Annotated in this window: 16 protein-coding genes; 14 read left to right on the forward strand and 2 right to left on the reverse strand. The window is 68.7% G+C overall.

Features of this window, described 5'->3' with window-relative positions; genetic code table 11:
- Nucleotides 1-12: 12 nt before the first annotated feature.
- The 3 genes from TSH64_RS21855 to TSH64_RS21865 all read left to right on the forward strand — a co-directional run bounded on the left by TSH64_RS21855 (nt 13) and on the right by TSH64_RS21865 (nt 3,179).
- Entirely contained in the window at nt 13-708 is a 696-nt protein-coding gene (locus tag TSH64_RS21855; protein ID WP_199237630.1) for an SDR family oxidoreductase, read from the forward strand.
- A gap of 83 nt (nt 709-791) precedes the next feature.
- Complete coding sequence (locus TSH64_RS21860) at nt 792-1,565, forward strand: SDR family NAD(P)-dependent oxidoreductase (RefSeq protein WP_109448213.1); 774 nt, start codon at nt 792-794, stop codon at nt 1,563-1,565.
- A gap of 141 nt (nt 1,566-1,706) precedes the next feature.
- Nucleotides 1,707-3,179, forward strand: coding sequence for an L-lactate permease (locus TSH64_RS21865; protein ID WP_109448215.1), 1,473 nt, complete (start codon nt 1,707-1,709; stop codon nt 3,177-3,179).
- 4 nt (nt 3,180-3,183) lie between these two features.
- Here TSH64_RS21865 and TSH64_RS21870 read toward each other — a convergent pair whose 3' ends face one another.
- On the reverse strand, nt 3,184-4,044 hold the full coding sequence (locus TSH64_RS21870; RefSeq protein ID WP_109448217.1) for a DMT family transporter: 861 nt from the start codon (nt 4,042-4,044) through the stop codon (nt 3,184-3,186).
- Nucleotides 4,045-4,182: 138 nt separating this feature from the next.
- Between TSH64_RS21870 and TSH64_RS21875 the strand changes: the two genes are divergently transcribed.
- The gene (locus tag TSH64_RS21875; protein ID WP_109448219.1) at nt 4,183-5,601 is read left to right on the forward strand and encodes a PLP-dependent aminotransferase family protein; all 1,419 of its coding nucleotides are present in this window, start codon (nt 4,183-4,185) and stop codon (nt 5,599-5,601) included.
- Here the strand turns inward: TSH64_RS21875 and TSH64_RS21880 are convergent.
- On the reverse strand, nt 5,550-6,590 hold the full coding sequence (locus TSH64_RS21880; RefSeq protein WP_247873083.1) for a LysR family transcriptional regulator: 1,041 nt from the start codon (nt 6,588-6,590) through the stop codon (nt 5,550-5,552). The genes TSH64_RS21875 and TSH64_RS21880 overlap by 52 nt on opposite strands.
- A 323-nt stretch (nt 6,591-6,913) precedes the next feature.
- Between TSH64_RS21880 and TSH64_RS21885 the strand changes: the two genes are divergently transcribed.
- The 10 genes from TSH64_RS21885 (at nt 6,914) to TSH64_RS21930 (ending at nt 18,781) form a co-directional block, all read left to right on the forward strand.
- Nucleotides 6,914-8,236: an ArgE/DapE family deacylase gene (locus TSH64_RS21885; RefSeq protein WP_109448221.1), complete on the forward strand. Its 1,323-nt coding sequence runs from the start codon at nt 6,914-6,916 to the stop codon at nt 8,234-8,236.
- A gap of 26 nt (nt 8,237-8,262) precedes the next feature.
- The gene (locus tag TSH64_RS21890) at nt 8,263-9,054 is read left to right on the forward strand and encodes a class II aldolase/adducin family protein (RefSeq protein ID WP_109452926.1); all 792 of its coding nucleotides are present in this window, start codon (nt 8,263-8,265) and stop codon (nt 9,052-9,054) included.
- Nucleotides 9,055-9,136: 82 nt separating this feature from the next.
- Nucleotides 9,137-10,792, forward strand: coding sequence for an ABC transporter substrate-binding protein (locus TSH64_RS21895; protein WP_109448223.1), 1,656 nt, complete (start codon nt 9,137-9,139; stop codon nt 10,790-10,792).
- A 199-nt stretch (nt 10,793-10,991) separates the two neighbouring features.
- Nucleotides 10,992-11,972, forward strand: a complete 981-nt coding sequence (locus TSH64_RS21900) for an ABC transporter permease (protein ID WP_109448225.1) — start codon at nt 10,992-10,994, stop codon at nt 11,970-11,972.
- Nucleotides 11,969-12,811, forward strand: coding sequence for an ABC transporter permease (locus TSH64_RS21905; RefSeq protein ID WP_109448228.1), 843 nt, complete (start codon nt 11,969-11,971; stop codon nt 12,809-12,811). The genes TSH64_RS21900 and TSH64_RS21905 overlap by 4 nt, the downstream gene beginning before the upstream one ends.
- A 4-nt stretch (nt 12,812-12,815) precedes the next feature.
- Nucleotides 12,816-14,507, forward strand: a complete 1,692-nt coding sequence (locus TSH64_RS21910; RefSeq protein ID WP_247873084.1) for an ABC transporter ATP-binding protein — start codon at nt 12,816-12,818, stop codon at nt 14,505-14,507.
- On the forward strand, nt 14,508-15,500 hold the full coding sequence (locus tag TSH64_RS21915; RefSeq protein WP_109448230.1) for a 2-dehydropantoate 2-reductase: 993 nt from the start codon (nt 14,508-14,510) through the stop codon (nt 15,498-15,500).
- 53 nt (nt 15,501-15,553) lie between these two features.
- Nucleotides 15,554-16,795 carry a Zn-dependent hydrolase gene (locus TSH64_RS21920; protein ID WP_109448232.1) on the forward strand — a complete coding sequence of 414 codons (1,242 nt, stop codon included), beginning with the start codon at nt 15,554-15,556 and terminating at the stop codon, nt 16,793-16,795.
- Nucleotides 16,796-16,823: 28 nt separating this feature from the next.
- On the forward strand, nt 16,824-17,876 hold the full coding sequence (locus TSH64_RS21925) for a histone deacetylase family protein (protein ID WP_109448234.1): 1,053 nt from the start codon (nt 16,824-16,826) through the stop codon (nt 17,874-17,876).
- Nucleotides 17,873-18,781: a DMT family transporter gene (locus tag TSH64_RS21930; RefSeq protein WP_109448236.1), complete on the forward strand. Its 909-nt coding sequence runs from the start codon at nt 17,873-17,875 to the stop codon at nt 18,779-18,781. The genes TSH64_RS21925 and TSH64_RS21930 overlap by 4 nt, the downstream gene beginning before the upstream one ends.
- Nucleotides 18,782-19,237: the final 456 nt, after the last annotated feature.

Genomic DNA, 19,237 nt, shown 5'->3' on the forward strand with positions numbered 1-19,237 from the left:
GAGGGAGCCGGGATGAACACGGAAAGCCCTCGCCGGCGCGCCCTCGTCACCGGCGTCAGTTCGGGAATCGGTGCCGCCATCGCCGAACGGCTGTTGCAGGATGGCTGGCTGGTCGAGGGCATGAGCCGGTCGGCCCCCACCATCGACCACCCGAACCTGCGCTTCACCCCGGCCGACCTGATGGCGCCGGACTCCGTGGCAAAGGCGCTGGCCGCTCTGCCGGCCGTCAATGCGCTGGTCCATGCCGCCGGTGTCATGCGGGTCGGCAAGCTGGGCGACGTTGCCGGGGACGATGCGAGGGCGATGTGGCGCCTGCATGTGGAGGCCGCGACGCAGCTGGTCGAGCATGTCGCCCCGCATCTGGCGGACGGCGGTGGCCGGATCGTCCTGATCGGCAGCCGCACGGCGCACGGGGCGGCAGGCCGCAGCCAGTATGCGGCGACCAAAGCGGCGATGGTCGGGCTTGCCCGTTCGTGGGCTTTGGAACTGGCGCCGCGCGGCGTCACGGTGAATGTGGTGGCACCGGGGGCGACCGACACACCGATGCTGAAGGATCCGAACCGCACCGGCGTGCCGCCGAAGCTTCCGCCCATCGGCCGCTTCATCAAGCCGGAGGAGGTGGCGGCGCTCACCGCCTTCCTGCTGTCCGACGCCGCGGCGGCCATCACCGGTCAGCAGATCCTCGTCTGCGGCGGAGCGTCGCTTTAGGCTGGAGCGCGGGCGACCATCGACCCGGACGGTTTCCGGCTATATGGTTGCCACGCACTTCCGTCACGAGGAAAGATCGAACGATGTCGAACACCGCCGCGAAGATAGCAATCGTCACCGGCGCCACCTCCGGATTCGGCGACGCCATCGCCCGGCGGCTGGTGGCGGAGGGCTGGCGGATCGTCGCCACCGGGCGGCGCCAGGACCGGCTGGACGCCTTGGTCGAGGCGCTGGGCGGGCGGGATGTCGTCCATCCGCTGTGCTTCGACATCCGCGACGAGGAAGCGACCAGCGCCGCCCTGGCCACCCTGCCCGACGCCTTCGCCGACATCTCCGTCCTGGTCAACAATGCCGGGCTGGCGCTCGGCACCGGGGCGGCGCAGGACTGCGACCTCGACCAGTGGCGGACGATGATCGACACAAACATCACTGGGCTGGTGACGATCACCCGGCTGCTGCTGGCCCGGCTGATCGCCCAGCGCGGGCTGATCGTCAACCTCGCGTCGGTCGCGTCCAACTGGCCTTATCCCGGCGGCAATGTCTATGGCGGCACCAAGGCCTTCGTGCGGCAGTTCTCGCTCGGCCTGCGCAGCGACCTGTCGGCCCAGGGCGTGCGCGTGACCTCCATCGAGCCGGGTCTGGCGGAAAGCGAGTTCACCCTGGTGCGCACCGGCGGCAACAAGGACGCCTACGACGCGCTTTATGCCGGAGCCAACCCGCTCCAGCCCGAGGACATCGCCGAGACTGTGCGCTGGGTGGTCTCGCTTCCCGCGCACGTCAACATCAACAGCGTGGAGATCATGCCGGTCAGCCAGTCCTGGGCGCCCTTCAAGATCCACCGCGACACGCCGGCCTGACGCGTCTGCCAGCATCCTTCGCAACCATTCGGCGCCATTGCCGGCGCCGAATGGTTGCGCCACCGCAGATATACTAGTATCCAATGGCCCCGGCCAGGATTAGCGCCGGAACTCCCCCTTCCGGAACGCGTCTGGCCGATCATGATTCTTGCCTTCCACATGATGCCGCTCGTCGGCACGATCCTGCTGCTTGCCTCCCGCCGGATCAGCTTGCTGTCCGCCGGGATCGCCGGCATGGCGCTGGCACTCGTCACGATGGTCGCCCCGATGATTATGGCGCAGCCCTCGGCCGGTCCGGTGCTGGGTCTGGCCGCCGTCAAGGCAGGGGAAGGGGCATGGCTGGCATGGCACGCGATGTCGATCATCGCCGCCGGACTGCTGTTCCACCGTGCCTTCGAGGCGCGCGGCACGCGGACGGCCGCGGTCGCCCAGGATAACCGACGGCGCGCCGTCTTCGTCGCCTGCTTTTTGGTCGGTCCCTTCGCAGAGTCGGTGACGGGGTTCGGCGTCGGGCTGGTGGTGGCGCTCGCCATGCTGCGCAGCCTGGGGCTGCCGCCGGTGCAGTCGGCGGCGCTTGGCCTGTTCAGTCAGGTCCTGGCCGCCTGGGGCGCGATGGGCGTCGGCAGCCGGGTCGGGGCCGAACTGATCGGCGTGTCCTTCACCGAGCTTGGAACCGCCAGCGCCCTCTTGATGGCGATCGTGCTGCCCTGTCTCCTGCCGGTGTTCTGGGGGTTGATCCAGTCGTCGGGGCTGCGCTCCAGCCTGCGGGAGCGGGCGACCGACGTCGCCCTTCTGCTCTGTCTGGCCGGGCTGATCTGGCTGACCAACCGGTTCGTCGCGCCGGAACTCGGCGGCGGGCTGGCGACCGCCGTCCTGCTGCTGATGGTGGAGGGGCCGCGGCTGCTGCGCAGCGGCACCGGCGTCCGCGAACTGGCCGAGCGGCTCTGGCCCTATGGGCTGCTGATCGCCGGGCTGATGGCGACCCGCCTGCTGCCGCCGCTGTCGGACTGGACCGGGCAATGGTTGGTGCTCGACCCGTTCGGCGGCCTCGCCCCACTGGCACTGCTGCGCCATCCGGCGACCTGGCTGGTGCTGATCGCCGGCATCCTGCTGGCCGGCCTGCCGAGGGCCGAGGCCGGAAAGGTGGTGCGCAGCGCCCTTCGCGCCGCCCTGGTGCCGATGGCGGCGACGCTGGTCTTCGTCGAGTTCGCCACCTTCATGGCGGCCTCGGGCGGCGCGGCGATGTTCGGCAATGCCTGGCGCGAGGTGGCCGGACGTTTCGCCGTGCTGGCCAGCCCGGTCTTCGGTGCCGCGGCCGGCATGCTGACCGGCTCCAACACGGCGTCGAACGCCCTGATGATGCACATCCAGCTGAGCCTTGCCGCTGAAAGCGGCCTGCCCTCCATCCTGATCGCGGCGGTCCAGACGGTTGCCGGCAGCATCTGCACCATGCTGACCCCCGGCCGCATCGTGCTGGCCGCCGGTCTGGTCGGGCTGGAGCGGTCGGAGGGGGCGATCTACCGCCGCGCCCTGCCGATCGGGCTGGCGACCATCCTCGCCCTGCTGGCCGTCATCGTCGCGATGACCGGGTTCAAGGCAGGCGGGCTGGTTTAGGCGATCAGGCGAACCGCTTCGCCCCGGCGACGCAGAGCACGACCAGCCCGGTCGCGGCGATCATCGTCCAGGCGACCGGCTCGTGCAGAAGAAGCCCGGCCAACAGCAGGCCGAAGGCGGGCTGGAGCAACTGCAACTGCCCGACGCCGGCAATGCCGCCCAATGCCAGCCCGCGATACCAGAAGACGAAGCCGACCAGCATGCTGAACACCGACACATAACCGAGCCCGATCCAGGCCGGCACGGCGACACCGCTCCAATCGTCCGGCATGGTCGCAAGAGCCGCCCCCGCCATCAGGGGCAGCGCCAGCACGAGCGCCCAGGAGATCACCTGCCAGCCGCCCAGCCGGCGCGACAGGGTCGCTCCCTCGGCATAGCCGAGCCCACAGAGCAGGATCGCCAGGATCATCAGCAGGTCGCCGGTCAGCGACGCCCCGCCGCCCTGCCACAGAGCGAAGCCTGCGACGGTGAGACTGCCCGCCGTCGAGAACAGCCAGAAGGCCGGCCGCGGCTGCTCCCTCCCCCGCAGCACGCCGAACAGGGCGGTGGCGAGCGGCAGCAGGCCGATGAAGACGATGGACTGCGCCGAGGTGATGTGCTGGAGCGCCAGCGCGGTCAGCAGGGGAAAGCCGGCGACAACGCCGAGCGCCACGATGGCGAGAGAGGGCAGGTCGCGCCGTGCCGGCCAGGTCTGCCGGAGCAGCGCCAGCAGCGCAGCCGCCAGGGCTGCTGCGATCACCGCCCGCGCCGCGGTCAGGAACAGCGGCGTGAAGCCGCCGACCGCGACGCGCGTCGCCGGCAGCGAACCGCTGAAAATGATCACGCCGAGCAGCCCGCTGCCCCATCCCGCCGTCGACGTCCGCATCCCGCTTTCCTTCCGCACCCCAGAATTCGCAGCACGATCCTAGCGCGATGGCCTCTGGCGGAAACAGGGACAGTCCCATACAATTCCGCCAAACTGTATTGGTTCATAGATCAATACACTTCTCTGCGGTGGGGCATCATGGGCAGGACCGGCACGCGCACCGGCGAGGTGATGGAGGCGATCCGCCGCAGGATGGCGAGCCGCCAGCTGTCTCCGGGGGAAAAGCTGCCATCGATCCGCAGCTTCGCCGCCACCATGGGCGTGTCGCCCTCGACCGTGGTGGAGGCTTATGACCGGCTTGCGGCGGACGGCGCGATCCAGTCGCGGCCTGGATCGGGCTTCTACGTGTCGGGTGCCATGCCGCCGCTGGCATTGGTCGAGGCCGAACCGCAGCGCGACCGTGCCATCGATCCCTTCTGGGTCTCGCGGCAGTCGCTCGATGCCGGGGCGGAGATGTTGAAGCCGGGATGCGGCTGGCTACCGGCCGACTGGATGCCGAACGCGGCGATCCGCCGGGCGATCCGCCAGCTCGCGCGGGCGGATGACGGGCTGCTGGCGGATTATGGCGGCACGCGCGGATCGCTGCCGCTGCGCCGGCTGCTGGCCCGCCAGTTCGCGGACGAAGGGATCGCCGCCGGTGCCGACCAGATCCTGCTGACCGCCTCCGGCACACAGGCCATCGACCTGATCTGCCGCCTGCTGCTGCGGCCGGGCGACACGGTGCTGATCGACGACCCCTGCTATTTCAATTTCCAGGCGCTGCTGCGCGCCCATCGGGCGCGGGTCGTCGGCGTGCCCTATACCCGCAACGGGCCGGATGCGGAGCTGTTCGCCCAGGCGCTGGCGGCGCACCGGCCGCGCCTCTACATCACCAACTCCGCCCTTCAGAATCCGACCGGCGCCACGATGACGCCGCAGACCGCCCATCGCCTGCTCTGCGCCGCCGCGGCCCACGACCCTGCCGCACAGGACCTGACCATCGTCGAGGACGACATCTTCGCCGGCTTCGAGCCCGAGCCGTCTCCCCGCCTCGCGGCACTGGACGGGCTGGCCCGCGTGATCCGGATCGGCAGTTTTTCCAAGACGCTGTCAGCCTCGATCCGCTGCGGCTACATCGCGGCGCGGCTGGACTGGGTGGAGGCGCTGGTCGATCTGCAGGTGGCGACGAACTTCGGCGGCCCCAGCCCGGCTGCGGCCGAACTCGTCCTCGCCACCCTGAACGACGGCAATTACCGCAAGCATCTCGACGGGCTGCGCCGGCGTCTGGCACGGGCACGGCGCGAAACGGCCACCCGTCTGGAAGCGATGGGCCTGACACCATGGCTGATGCCGCGCGGTGGCTTCTATCTCTGGTGCAGCCTGCCCGATGGACGGAACGCCGCCGACGTCGCCCGCGCGGCCTTGCGCGAGGATGTCGTGCTCGCGCCCGGCGACGTGTTCAGCGTCTCGCACTCCGCATCGGGATTTCTGCGCTTCAACGTCGCCCAGATGGGCGATCCGCGCATCTACGATGTCCTGGACCGCGCAATGGCGAACACTTCGTCCCCCGCTCTTTGAGTGGGACTGTTCTCCTCGGCCACCCCGGCAAGCTCCCTGGCCGGCGCGGTGGCCAGAGCGGTCTGAAGATAGTCGAGGAAAGCCCGCTCGGCGCGGTTCAGCTTGGCCTGCTCGTTCCAGATCAGGTGCACGTTGACCGGCGCGATGCCCTCATAGGGCGGCAGTTCCCACAGCAGACCGTCGGCCACGTCGCGGGCGGCGATGTGTTCGGGCAGCGGGCCGATGCCGAGACCGCAGACGATCATCCGCCGCACTTCCTCCAGATTGGCCGACGACGCGACGACGCGGCCGGCGAAGCCCTCCCGCGCGCGGAACAGGGTCAGGGGCGACAGGGCGCCGTCGATCTGGTCGGAGGTGAAGGAGACGAAACTCTCGTGGCGCAGTTCGGCGATGTCGATGTCGCGCTGGCCGAACAGGCGGAAATCCGGGCCGCAATAGAGACGGTAGGTCTGGCGCAGGAAGACCTGGGCCGACAGTCCGGGGATCGGTTCGCGCAGCAGGCAGATCGCCATGGCGCCGACCCGCTGCTGCAACGCGATGTGCGCGTCGGCCGACGCCATGACGTCGATGCGGAAGGTCACCAACGGGTACATGCGGTGGAATTCCCGCAGTGAGCGGTCGAGCAGCGGGGTCTGGATCCGGCTGGTCATCAGGATATGGACATGGCCGCTCACCTCGTCCTTGGCGTCGCGCACCAGCGCGCCGAGACGGGACACCGTGGCGTGGATCGTCACCGCCTCGTCATAGACCTGTTCGCCGGCGGCGGTGACGGCGAAGCGGCCGGGACCGCGGTCGATCAGGGTACGGCCAAGCTGCTCCTCCAGCCGCTTCAGCGCGAGGCTGACCGCCGGCTGCGTCAAAAACAGGCGGACGGCGGCCTTGGTGATGCTGCCTTCCTGCACGATCACCATGAAGGTGCGCAGCAGGTTCCAGTCCATCTGCTGGCCCAGCCGGGCCAGGGCCTGCCGTTCCGCCTCGGTTTCGTTCACCGTCCCGCCCTCCCGATCGCTGCCCAATTCCGGTGCATCGCTGTTGCCGCCCAAATTCTACGCACATGAGTGCGTTGTGAGCAACTGCGGCATAAATCAGATTCATGGGCGAAATGAAAAATGCTTATTTGCCTGATCGATTGGATGCCTTCCTAATCGACACATGGCGGCCTTCAAACATCGCCACGCCGGACACTGCATAATGCACCGTTATGGCGGCCATATCCATTTGGGATAGGCCGCAACGCAACAGCTTCGTCTTTTTCCACCCGCCCGTGCATCCGTGCCGCAGCAGCGAAATGGATTCGGGCAAAGGATTTAGAATGACACGAGATACGGCAGACCGTCTCGACCATGTGTTGCCGGACCCCGGCCTGCGCGCCGCGATCCTCGACGCCGCCGACGCGGCGCAGGGCGATTGCGTGTCGCACCTGTCCGACCTCGTCCGCCAGCCGTCGCTGCTGGGGGACGAGTCCGGGGCGCAGGCGCTGATGGCCGACCGCTTCGCCGCGCTCGGGTTGGAGGTCGACCGCTTCGACATCGACGAGCAGGCGATTTCCCGCATGCCGGGCTTCTCGCCGCCGGTTCTCCCCGGCGCCTATGCCGGCCGCGAGAATGTCGTCGGCGTGCACAAGCCGCGCGAATCGAAAGGCCGCTCGCTGATCCTGAACGGCCATATCGACGTGGTGCCGACCGGCCCGGCGGAATTGTGGACCACCCCGCCCTTCGAGCCGCGGATCGCCGACGGACGGCTTTATGGCCGCGGGGCCGGCGACATGAAGGCCGGCATCGCCGCCTTCACCGCCGCCTTCTCAGCATTGCGCACGCTGGGCTACCAGCCGGCCGCGCCGGTCTATCTCCAGTCGGTGATCGAGGAGGAATGCACCGGCAACGGCGCTCTCGCCTGCCTGCATCGCGGCTATCGCGCCGACGCCGCCGTGATCCCGGAGCCGTTCAACCACTCCATCTCCATCGCCCAGGTCGGCGTGATGTGGGTGCGGCTGGTGCTGACCGGCACGCCGGCCCATGTGCTGGACACCTCGGCCGGGGTGAACGCCATCGAGGCGGCCTATGCGCTGGCGGCGCATCTGAAGGCGCTGGAGGTGCGGTGGAACGAGCCGTCCTGCCGCCATCCCGCCTTCTGCGGCCATGCCCATCCCGTCAACATCAATCTCGGCCGGATCAAGGGCGGTGAGTGGCCGTCGTCAGTCCCGACGCGCTGCGCGCTCGACCTCCGGCTCGGCTTCTTCCCCGGGCAGGAGCCGGAGGCGGTCCGCGCCGAGGTGAACCGGGCGGTGGAGCAGGCGCGCTCCACCGACCCGGCCCTGTCCGGCGTCGGCATCGAGCTGCAGTGGAACGGCTTCCAGGCCGCCGGCTGCGAGATCGACCCGGCCCACCCGCTGGTGACCATGCTGGCCGACAGCCATCGCGCCGTGCGCGGCGGCGATCCGGAGCTGGTGGCGCTGACCTGCACGACCGATGCGCGATTCTTCCAGCTCTATGGCGACACACCGGCCACCTGCTACGGGCCGGAGGCGACGCGCATCCACGGCATCGACGAATCGGTGTCGCTGGACAGCCTGCGCGACGTGACCCGCGTGCTGGCGCTGTTCATCGCCGGCTGGTGCGGCCTGGAACCTGTTTGATCCCTTTGCCTGACGAGACCCGCAAGATGATCGCCAAGACGCTGACCGCAACCGCCGCCCATGCTCCCCGCGCCAGCGGCACCTATTCCGACGTGGAGTGGAAGGCGCGCACCGATCTGGCCGCCGCCTACAAGCTGTTCGACCGGCTGGGCATGACCGACCTGATCTACACCCACATGTCGGCCCGGATTCCGGACACGCCGGACCATTTCCTGATCAACCCCTATGGCCTGATGTTTCACGAGGTGACGCCCGACAACCTCGTGAAGGTCGACATCGACGGCAATCTGGTCGACGGGCGCGACGGCGACGAGATCAACCCGGCCGGCTTCACCATCCACAGCGCGGTGCACCACGCCCGCCCGGACGTCGGCGCGGTCATCCATCTGCACACCGACGCCGGCATGGCGGTCAGCGCCCAGGCCGACGGGCTGCTGCCGATCACCCAGCATTCGCTGCGCTGGTACAACCGCATCGCCTACCACACCTACGAGGGCATCGCGCTGGATCTGGCGGAGCGGGAACGGCTGGTCGCCGATCTGGGCAACCATCACAGCATGATCCTGCGCAACCATGGCCTGCTGACCGTCGGCCAGGACGTCGCCGAGGCGGCGGTGCTGATGTACTACCTGGAGCAGGCCTGCAAGCAGCAGATCATGGCGATGGCCGGCGGCCGTCCACTGATCTACCCGTCGCCGGAGGTCTGCGAGCACACCGCCCAGCAGTATGAGCGTGCCTATCCGCGCGCCGGCGTCCTGGAATGGGATTCGCTGCTGCGCTGGCTGGACGGCACCACCGGCCCGACCGGGCCGCGCTGATCCTCCCGACTTTCCCAAAAGAAGAACGAAGACGACAGGGTCGCATTCGACAACGACACCATCTGGAGACGAGGACACCCGCATGACACGACGCCTTTCCGGTATCCCCGCCAGCATCCAGCGCGGCTTCCGCCGCAGCGTCCACCGCGCCGCCGCCGCCGGCTTGCTGGCCGCCGTCCTCACCATCCCCGGCACCGCGGCGCTGGTCGCCGCCCCGGCCATGGCCCAGGAAACGCCGGTCCGCGGCGGTGTCCTCAACTCCATCGTCCAGCCGGAGCCGCCGACCCTGATGCTGGGCCTGAACCAGCAGGGTCCGACCCAGACCGTCGCCGGCAAGATCTATCAGGGCCTGCTGACCTACGACCGCAAGCTCAACCCGCTGCCGTCGCTGGCCGAGAGCTGGACCGTGTCGCCGGACGGCCTGACCTACACCTTCAAGCTGTTCCAGAACGTCAAGTGGCACGACGGCAAGCCGTTCAGCGCCAACGACGTGGTGTTCTCCACCTCCAAGTTCCTGATGGAGGTCCACCCGCGCGCCCGCGCCGCGTTCAGCCGCTGCGAGTCGATCAAGGCGCTGGACGACCACACCGTCGAGTTCAAGCTGAAGGAGCCGTTCCCGGCCTTCATCCAGGCCTTCGAGGTGTCATCGGCCCCCATCGTGCCGGCCCACATCTATGAGGGCAGCGATTACCGCACCAACCCGGCCAACACCACCCCCATCGGCACCGGCCCATTCAAGCTGAAGGAATGGGTGAAGGGCAGCTACATCCAGCTCGTCCGCAACGAAGATTATTACAAGAAGGACCTGCCCTATCTCGACGGCATCACTTTCCGTGTAATCCCGGACGCCGCCAGCCGCTCGCTGGCGCTGGAAAGCGGGCAGGTGCAGCAGACCCAGTACAGCGACCTGGAGCCCTTCGAGGTTCCGCGCATGAAGACCCTGCCCAACGTGACGCTGACCACCGCCGGTTACGAGTTCGTGGCGCCGATGGCGTGGCTGGAGATCAACCACCGCGTCAAGCCGCTGGACGACAAGCGCTTCCGCAAGGCCATCGCCTACGCCATCGACCGCAAGTTCATCCGCGACAAGATCTGGTTCGGCCTCGGCCGCGTGCCGACCGGCCCGATCAACTCGGTGGTCAAGTTCTACGACCCCAAGGTCACGACCTACGAGCCCAACCTCGACAAGGCCAAGGCCCTGCTCGACGAGATGGGGCTGAAGCCCGACGGCAAGGGCGTGCGCGCCACCGTCAAGCTGATGCCGATGCCCTATGGCGAGACCTGGACCCGGCTGGGCGAGTATCTGAAGCAGGCGCTGGGCAAGGTCGGCGTTTCCGTGGTCCTGGAAAGCACCGACGCCGCCGGCTGGGCGCAGCGCGTCGCCAACTGGGATTACGAGATCACCACCAACTTCCTCTACCAGTACGGCGACCCGGCGCTGGGCGTGGCCCGCACCTACATCTCGTCGAACATCCGCAAGGGCGTGCTGTTCACCAACACCATGGGCTATTCCAACCCGAAGGTGGACGAACTGTTCGACCAAGCCTCGCGCGAGAACGACCCCGCCAAGCGCCAGGAGCAGTACAGCGAGGTCCAGCGCATCCTGTCCGACGATCTGCCGGTGGTCTGGCTGCTGGAGATGGAATTCCCGACCTTCCTCGACAAGCGTGTGAAGAACGCCAACACGACGGCCATCGGTGTCAACGACACCTATGAAAGCGTCTGGCTGGCGAAGTGAGTTGATTTCCCCCGCTATCCCCTCTCCCCCCTGGGGAGGGGGGATAGGGTGAGGGGGACGCGCTGCAAGCCCTCCCCGAGAATCCACGCTATGCCTCCCCCTCACCCCGCCCCTCTCCCCGGGGGGGAGAGGGGGAATCTTCGTCGGCGTATGAGCGGGAGAGAGGCCAGAGCGCGGCAATTGAAATAGGACCACGCCCATGCTGGGATTCGCCCAACTCTTCGCGAGCCGCCTCGTCAAGGCCGCCGCGATCCTGATCGCCATCGTGGTGATGAACTTCTTTCTCGTCCATGCCGCCCCCGGCGACCCGGCCATGGTGATGGCGGGCGAGGCGGGAGCCGCCGACGAAAAGTTCGTGACGCAGCTGCGCGAGCAGTTCGGGCTCGACCGGCCGATCTACGAACAGCTCGGCACCTATATCGGCAAGGTCGTGCAGGGCGATCTCGGCTTCTCCTACCGCCAGCAGCGGCCCGTCTGGGACATCCTGGCGGAACGGCTGCCGGCCACCCTGGTTCTGACGCTGACCGCCTTCATCCTGGCGCTCGCCGCCGGCGTGGCGCTCGGCACGCTGGCGGCGGTCACCGTCGGCACCTGGGCCGACAGCGCCATCACCGTCATCGCACTCCTCGCCTACGCCACGCCGATCTACTGGATCGGGCTGATGCTGAGCCTCCTGTTCTCCATCCAGCTCGGCTGGCTGCCGGCCTTCGGCTACGAGACCATCGGCGCCGGCTATACCGGATTGGCGCATGTGGCGGACGTGGCGGTCCACCTGATCCTGCCGGTCATCACGCTGGCGCTGTTCTACATGGCGGGCTATGCGCGCCTGACCCGCGCCTCGATGCTGGAGGTGCGCAGCCTCGATTTCGTCAAGACGGCGAAGGCCAAGGGACTGACGCAGGGCCGCATCGTCACCCGCCACGTCCTGCGCAACGCCATCCTGCCGGTCATCACCGTCGCCGGCATCCAGGCCGGCCAGCTGGTCGGCGGCTCCATCCTGATCGAGACGGTGTTCGCCTGGCCCGGCATCGGCCGGCTGGCCTTCGAGGCGGTGCTTCAGCGCGACTATCAGGTGCTGCTGGGCATCTTCCTGGTCACGTCGATCATGGTGATCCTCTTCAACATCCTGACCGACATCCTCTACGGCCTCGTCGATCCGCGCATCCAGGTGTCGCAATGATGAATTCCGATTTCTGGCGGGCCTTCGCCCGCAACAAGGGTGCTGTCCTGGGGCTGGCGATCCTGATCGCCATCGTGGTTCTGGCCGCCTTCGCCTCGGTCTTCTTCCCCGGCGACCCGTGGGAGATGGCGACGGCGCCCTTCCAGCCGCCGCTGTCGGAGGATGCGCTGCTGGGCTCCGACATGCTGGGCCGCGACATCGCATCCGGCATCGCCCACGGGGCGCGGGTTTCGCTGCTGATCGGCCTGACCTCCACGGCGGCGGCGCTCGCCATCGGCGTCACGCTGGGGGCGCTGGCCGGCTTCCATGGCGGCAAGGTGGACGACGCCATCATGCGCTTCACCGAGCTGTTCCAGACCATTCCGAACTTCGTTCTGGCCGTGGTGCTGGTCGCCATCTTCACCCCCAGCCTGACCACCATCGTGCTCGCCATCGCCATCGTCAGCTGGCCGCCGCTGGCCCGTCTGGCCCGCGCCGAATTCCTCAGCCTGCGCTCGCGCGAATTCGTCCAAGCCGCCATCACCACCGGCCAGAGCAACAGCACCATCATCCTGCGCCAGATCCTGCCGAACAGCCTGTCGCCGATCATCGTGTCGGCCTCGCTGATGGTGGCGACCGCCATCCTGCTGGAAAGCTCGCTGAGCTTCCTCGGCCTCGGCGATCCCAACGCGATGAGCTGGGGCTACATGATCGGCGCCGCTCGCACGGTGATCCGGCAGGCCTGGTGGATGAGCGTCTTCCCCGGCCTCGCCATCGTGCTGACCGTGCTGGCGCTGAACCTCGTCGGCGAGGGGCTGAACGACGCCCTGAACCCGAAGCTCGCCCGGTCGCGGGGGTGATCCGATGAGCCAGTTCAACGTTATGCGCACCCCGCCGGAGACCGCCGCCATGAACACCCCCCTGTTGGATGTGCGCGGGCTCAGCATCGCGCTGCCGCCGGGCGCCGACCGCCCGCTGGCGGTGGACAACCTGACCTTCACCCTGAATCCCGACGAGATCCTCTGCGTGGTCGGCGAGTCCGGCTCCGGTAAGTCGATGACCGCGCACGCCATGATGGGGCTGCTGCCGGCTCCCCATGTCCGGGTATCCGGCGGCAGCCTGCTGTTCAAGGGCAAGGACGTGCTGGCCATGCCGGAGGCGGAGCAGCGCAGCCTTCGCGGCGGCCGCATCGCCATGGTGTTCCAGGAGCCGATGACGGCGCTGAACCCGCTGATGCGAGTCGGCCGCCAGATCGGCGAGAGCTTGCGCGAGCACACCGCCCTGCCCGCCCCCGCCCGCCGCGCCCGCGTGGTCGAACTGCTGGACCAGGTCGGGCTGCCCAACCCGGCCGAACTGGCCGAAGCCTATCCTTTCCGCCTGTCGGGCGGCCAGCGCCAGCGCGTGATGATCGCCATGGCGCTGGCCTGCCAGCCCGACATCCTGATCGCCGACGAGCCGACCACCGCCCTGGACGTCACCACCCAGAAGCAGATCCTCGACCTGATCCGCTCGATCCAGGCCGAACGCCACATGGGCATGATGTTCATCACCCATGATTTCGGCGTGGTGGCGGAGATCGCGCACCGGGTGGCGGTGATGCGCCACGGCAAGCTGGTCGAATATGGCGCGGCATCGGACGTGCTGAACCGGCCGCAGCACCCCTACACCCGGCAGCTGATCGCTTCGGTCCCGCACTACATCGAGCATCGCGACGACCATGCCAAGACGGGCGCACCGCTGCTGGTCGCCGACAAGGTGCGCAAGGTGTTCAACGTCGGCGGCGGGCTGTTCAAGAAGTCCAAGCAGGTGGTGGCCGGCGACGACCTGTCGCTGACCATCCACCCCGGCGAGACCGTCGGTCTGGTCGGCGAATCCGGGTCGGGCAAATCGACGCTCGGCCGCTCCATCGTCGGGCTGATCAAGCCGGATTCGGGGCGCATCCTGTTCGAGGGCACCGACCTGCTGGCGCTCGACCGCAAGGGCTTCCGGCCCTACCGCCGGGCGGTGCAGATGGTGTTCCAGGACCCCTACGCCTCGCTGAACCCGCGCCACCGCGTCGGCGACATCGTGGCGCAAGGCCCGGTGGCCTTCGGCGAGGACCGCGGCAAGGCACTGGCCCGCGCACGGGAACTGCTGGCGATGGTTGGGCTAGACGGTTCGGCCGCCGACCGCTTCCCGCACGAGTTCTCCGGCGGCCAGCGCCAGCGCATCGGCATCGCCCGCGCGCTCGCCATGGAGCCGAAGCTGCTGGTGGCGGACGAGCCGGTGTCGGCGCTCGACGTGTCGGTGCAGGGGCAGGTGCTGGACCTGCTGGACGACATCCGCAGGCGGCTGAATCTCGCCATGCTCTTCATCACCCACGATCTGCGGGTGGCGGCCCAGGTCTGCGACACCATCGCGGTGATGCGCCGCGGCAAGATCGTGGAGATGGGCACTGCGCGGGAGGTCTTCACCCATCCGCGCGACGCCTACACACGCAGCCTGCTCGACGCCATTCCCGGCAAGGCCTGGCACATCCCGGACGACCTGCAAAACGTCCCGGCAGGAGCGCACTGAATGAAGGTCGCCATCATCGGGGCCGGCGCCGTCGGCGGTCTGCTGGCCGCCCGGCTGGGCGCCACCGACGCCGAGGTAACGCTGGTCGCCCGGCCGAACGCCGCATCCGCCATCCGCCGCAACGGCCTGACCATGGTGACGCCGCTGAACCGCGTCGCCCGGCTAAGCCCGCGCGTCACCGACGACAGCCTGTCGCTGGGACCGCAGGATCTGGTGTTCCTCTGCGTCAAGGCCCATGCGCTGCGCGGCACCATCGACACGCTGACGCCGCTGCTGGGGCCGGAGACCGCAATCGTGCCGATGGTCAACGGCATCCCCTGGTGGTATCCGCACCGCCAGCCGGAGCCGCTGGCCGACCGGCCGCTCGCCAGCGTCGATCCCGACGGGCTGCTGTGGCGCACCATCGACCCCGACCGGGTGGTGGGGGCGACCAGCTTCGTCGCGGTGGAGGGCGACGGTCCCTGCCGCATCCGCCATGTCAGCGACCAGCGCTTCGTGTTCGGCGATGCCGGCGGCGATCTTGGGGGCCGCGACAATCCGGCGGTCGACCGCATCGTGACGCTGTTCGGGCAGGCGGGATTCCAGCCGGCGAAGACCGCCGACATCCGGCAGGCGATCTGGGTGAAGCTGTGGGGAAACCTCGCCTTCAATCCCTTGAGCGTGCTGACCGGATCGACGCTGGGCCGGCTGTGCAACGACCCCGGCACGCGGGAAACCGGCCGCGCCATGATGCTGGAGGCCAAGGCGGTGGCGGAAAAGCTGGGCGTGGTCTTCACCACAAGCGTGGACGAACGCATCGCCATGGCCGCCGGCGTCGGCGACTTCAAGACCTCGATGCTGCAGGACTATGAGGCCGGCAGGCGCCTGGAGCTGGATGCGATCCTGGGATCGGCGATCGAGCTGGCGGAGCGGTGCGGCGTGGACGTGCCGATGCTGCGTGCCGTGCTGGCGATGGTCGACCTCCGGGCACGGGAAAGGCGCGAAGCGGCCTGACCGCTCTCCCCGCTCCCCCCTGCCTTCAACGAAAAATTCTGCGTGGAGTTTCCATGTCCCTCCCCTCCAATCTGCCCATCGACGGCCAGCGCCTGTGGGACAGCCTCGCCGAGATGGCGAAGATCGGCGCCACCGCCAAGGGCGGCAGCTGCCGCCTCGCCTTGTCGGACGAGGACAAGGCCGGCCGCGATCTGTTCGTCTCCTGGTGCGAGGCCGCCGGCTGCACCGTGACCGTCGACCGCATCGGCAACATCTTCGCCCGCCGCAAGGGCCGCGACGACAGCTTGGCCCCGGTGGTGATGGGCAGCCATCTCGACACCCAGCCGACCGGCGGGCGCTTCGACGGCGTGTTCGGCGTTCTGGCGGCGCTGGAGGTGGTGCGCTCGCTGAACGACCGCGGGGTGGAGACGCTGCACCCGGTCGAGGTCGCGGTGTGGACCAACGAGGAGGGCTCGCGCTTTTCGCCGCCGATGATGGGATCGGGCGTCGTCACCGGCGTCTTCACGCTGGACGAGATTCTCGACAAGGTGGCGCAGGACGGCGCGCGGCTGGGCGACGAGCTGGTCCGCACCGGCTATGACGGCGAGGCTCCGGTCGACCACCCGATGCACGCCTATCTGGAGGCCCACATCGAACAGGGGCCGGTGCTGGAGGTCGAGGGCAAGGAGATCGGCGTCGTCACCGGCGCGCAGGGCCAGCGCTGGTACGAGGTGACGGTGACGGGTGTCGAGGCCCATGCCGGCCCGACGCCGATGCGCCTGCGCCGCGACGCGCTGGTCGCCGCCTCGGCGATGGTGCAGGCGGTGCAGCGGGTCGGGCTGGAGACGGCGGGCGACCCCTGCGCCACCGTCGGCATCCTCGACGTCCACCCGCATTCGCGCAACGTCATCCCCGGCCGCGTCTTCTTCACCGTCGACCTGCGCCATCCGAACGCCGACACGCTGGCCGACATGGACCGGCGCTTCCGCGCCGCCGTCGCGGCGATTGCCGAGCAGAACGGGGTGGGCGCCGAGATCGCCGATTTCTGGCATTTCCCGCCGACGCCCTTCGCCAAGCCGCTGGTCGACCGGGTGCGCGAGGCGGCAAGCGGCTTCGGCTTCAGCCATCGCGACATCGTGTCGGGCGCCGGCCATGACGCGGTCTATGTCGCGGGCAAGGTGCCGACGGCGATGATCTTCATCCCCTGCGAGGACGGCATCAGCCACAACGAGGTAGAGAACATCGCCCCCGCCGACGGTGCCCGCGGTGCTGCCGTGCTGTTCGAAACGCTGGTCGCCACGGCTGGAAAGCCCTGAGCCTGTCCGCTCTCCGGAGAGTTCCCCCATGAAGTTCGTCCATCACCCCGACGCCGCCCTGCACCGCCCCGCCACCTACTTCAACAAGGGCCTGCTGCGCGCCCTGCCGGAGAAGCCGGAACGGGTCGGCGCGCTGGCCTCGCTGATCGAAAAGCGCGGCGAGACGCTGATCCTGCCCGACGATTACGGCTCCGCCCCACGTGCCGCCGTCCACACCCCCGCCTATCTCGCCTTCCTGGAGACGGCGCATGCGCGCTGGGTGGCGGCGGGCGACATGGGCGACGTCGTGCTGCCCAACGTCCACCGGATGCAGGCGGCCCCCAACTACCCCACCGGCATCGTCGGGCAGGCCGGCTGGCACATGTTCGACACCGCCTGCCCGATCGGCGAGGGCACCTGGGCCGCCACCTGCGCCGCGACCAACGCCGCCATCCACGCGGCGAAGCTGGTCGCCACCGGGGCCGACAGTGCGGCCTATGCCCTGTGCCGGCCGCCGGGGCACCATGCCACCCGCGACATGGCCGGCGGGTTCTGCTACCTGAACCATGTCGCCGTCGCAGCGGAGTCGGTTCTGCCGCTGCTGCGCGCCCAGGGCCGCCCGGCGCGGGTGGCGATCATCGATGTGGACGTCCATCACGGCAACGGCACGCAGGACATTTTCTACGAGCGCGACGACGTGTTCTTCGTCTCGGTCCACGGCGACCCGGCCGAGTTCTATCCGCACATGGCCGGTTATGCGCAGGAACGCGGCATCGGCCGCGGCGAGGGCTATAACCTGAACCTGCCGTTGCCCATCGGCAGCGACGAGGCGACGGTGCTTGCGACCATCGGCGACGGCCTGGATGCGATCCGGCGGTTCGCGCCGGAGATGCTGTTCGTCTCGCTGGGCTTCGACACCTTCATCAACGACCCGCTGGCCGCCTTCGGCGTCACCACGCCGGGCTTCGCCCGCATGGGCGCGCTGCTCGCCGCAGCCGGACTGCCGACGGTTCTGGTGCAGGAGGGCGGCTACGCCATCGACGATCTGTCGGCCAACCTGTCGAGCTTCCTGGATGGGTTCGAGGGCAAGACCGTCGCATGACCGCCGTCGCCGCCAGCGGCGCCGGCCGCGATCCCGTCAAATATCTGCTGATCGCCGTCATCAGCCTGTTCTGGGGCCTGAACTGGCCGGCGGTGAAGACCATCCTGACGCAGATGCCGATCTTCAGCCTGCGGGCCATCGGCTTCACCGCCGGGGCGGTGCTGCTGCTGGGGGCGGCACGACTGGCCGGACACCGGCTGCGGGTGGAACGGGGGGAATGGCCGGCGCTGGTGGCGGCGGGGCTGTGCAACGTGCTGGTCTTCAACCTGTGCACGGCGCTGGGCCAGAGCCTGATGGCGACTTCGCAGGCGGCCATCGTCGCCTTCACCATGCCGGTGTGGGCAACCCTGCTGGCGATCCCGCTGCTGGGCGAGCGGCCGGGGCCGCGCCAGATCGTCGGGCTGGCCTGCGGGCTTGCCGGTCTGCTGGTCCTGCTGGGGCCGGCAGCGCTGTCGGCGCCCCCGTCGCAATTGGCCGGCCCAGCGGTGATGCTGGTGTCGGCGCTGGCCTGGGCGCTGGGCACCATCGTGATGAAGCGGCGGGTCTGGAGCACCCACCCGATGGTCATCACCGGCTGGCAGTATGTGTTGTGCGCCCCGCCGATGATCCTTCTGGCGGCGACGGAGACGAGGCCGGCGCCGTCCGAAATCCACCCCGAGGTCTGGGTCGGCTTCGCCTGGCACATCGTCTGTTCGCTCTGCGCGGCGCAGGCCCTGTGGTACGTCACCGTCCGCCGCCTGACGGTGGGAGAGGCGGCGGTCAGCACCCTGCTGATCCCGGTGGTGGGCGTGAGCGGCGCCGTGCTGCTGCTGGGCGATCCGGTGACGCTGCGGCTGGCGGCGGCGCTGGTGCTGATCCTGGCCGCCGTTGCCTGCGTGTTGGGGCCGAAGCCGGCCGGGCGCTGACGGTCCGCTCGGCAGAGCTGCCGCTTCCCCAAGCCAGAGACAAGTCGAAGTTGCGCGCCGCCCCGCGATATCCAGGAGCTGGATTTGCCCTGACCGGCCTTCCGAGCGGATCGGCGGAAGCCTCCGCCTAAGGCGCAGTCGAATATTACAGGCGCCCCGGTGCGCCGTCCGCTATGCAGGCGTCATCCCGGCTGACCTGCAACAATGCATTCGTATGAATTTAACGTTTACGCCCGTATGCTGTCGACGATCTCCACCTTGAGTTCCCTTTGCCATGGGCGCCGCAGCCTGCACCAGCCACCTGTCGGATCGTCATTGGTCTACGAATGATTTGTCGGCCTTTTGCCTGATCTCCGATCCGGTTTGGGTCATCGATCTGCAAACAGGCGATATCTTGTGGACCAATCGGGCGGCTTGCGACCTTTGGGATGTCCGGTCGGTCCGGGAACCGGCCGC

Source organism: Azospirillum sp. TSH64 (assembly GCF_003116035.1).
Lineage (GTDB): Bacteria > Pseudomonadota > Alphaproteobacteria > Azospirillales > Azospirillaceae > Azospirillum.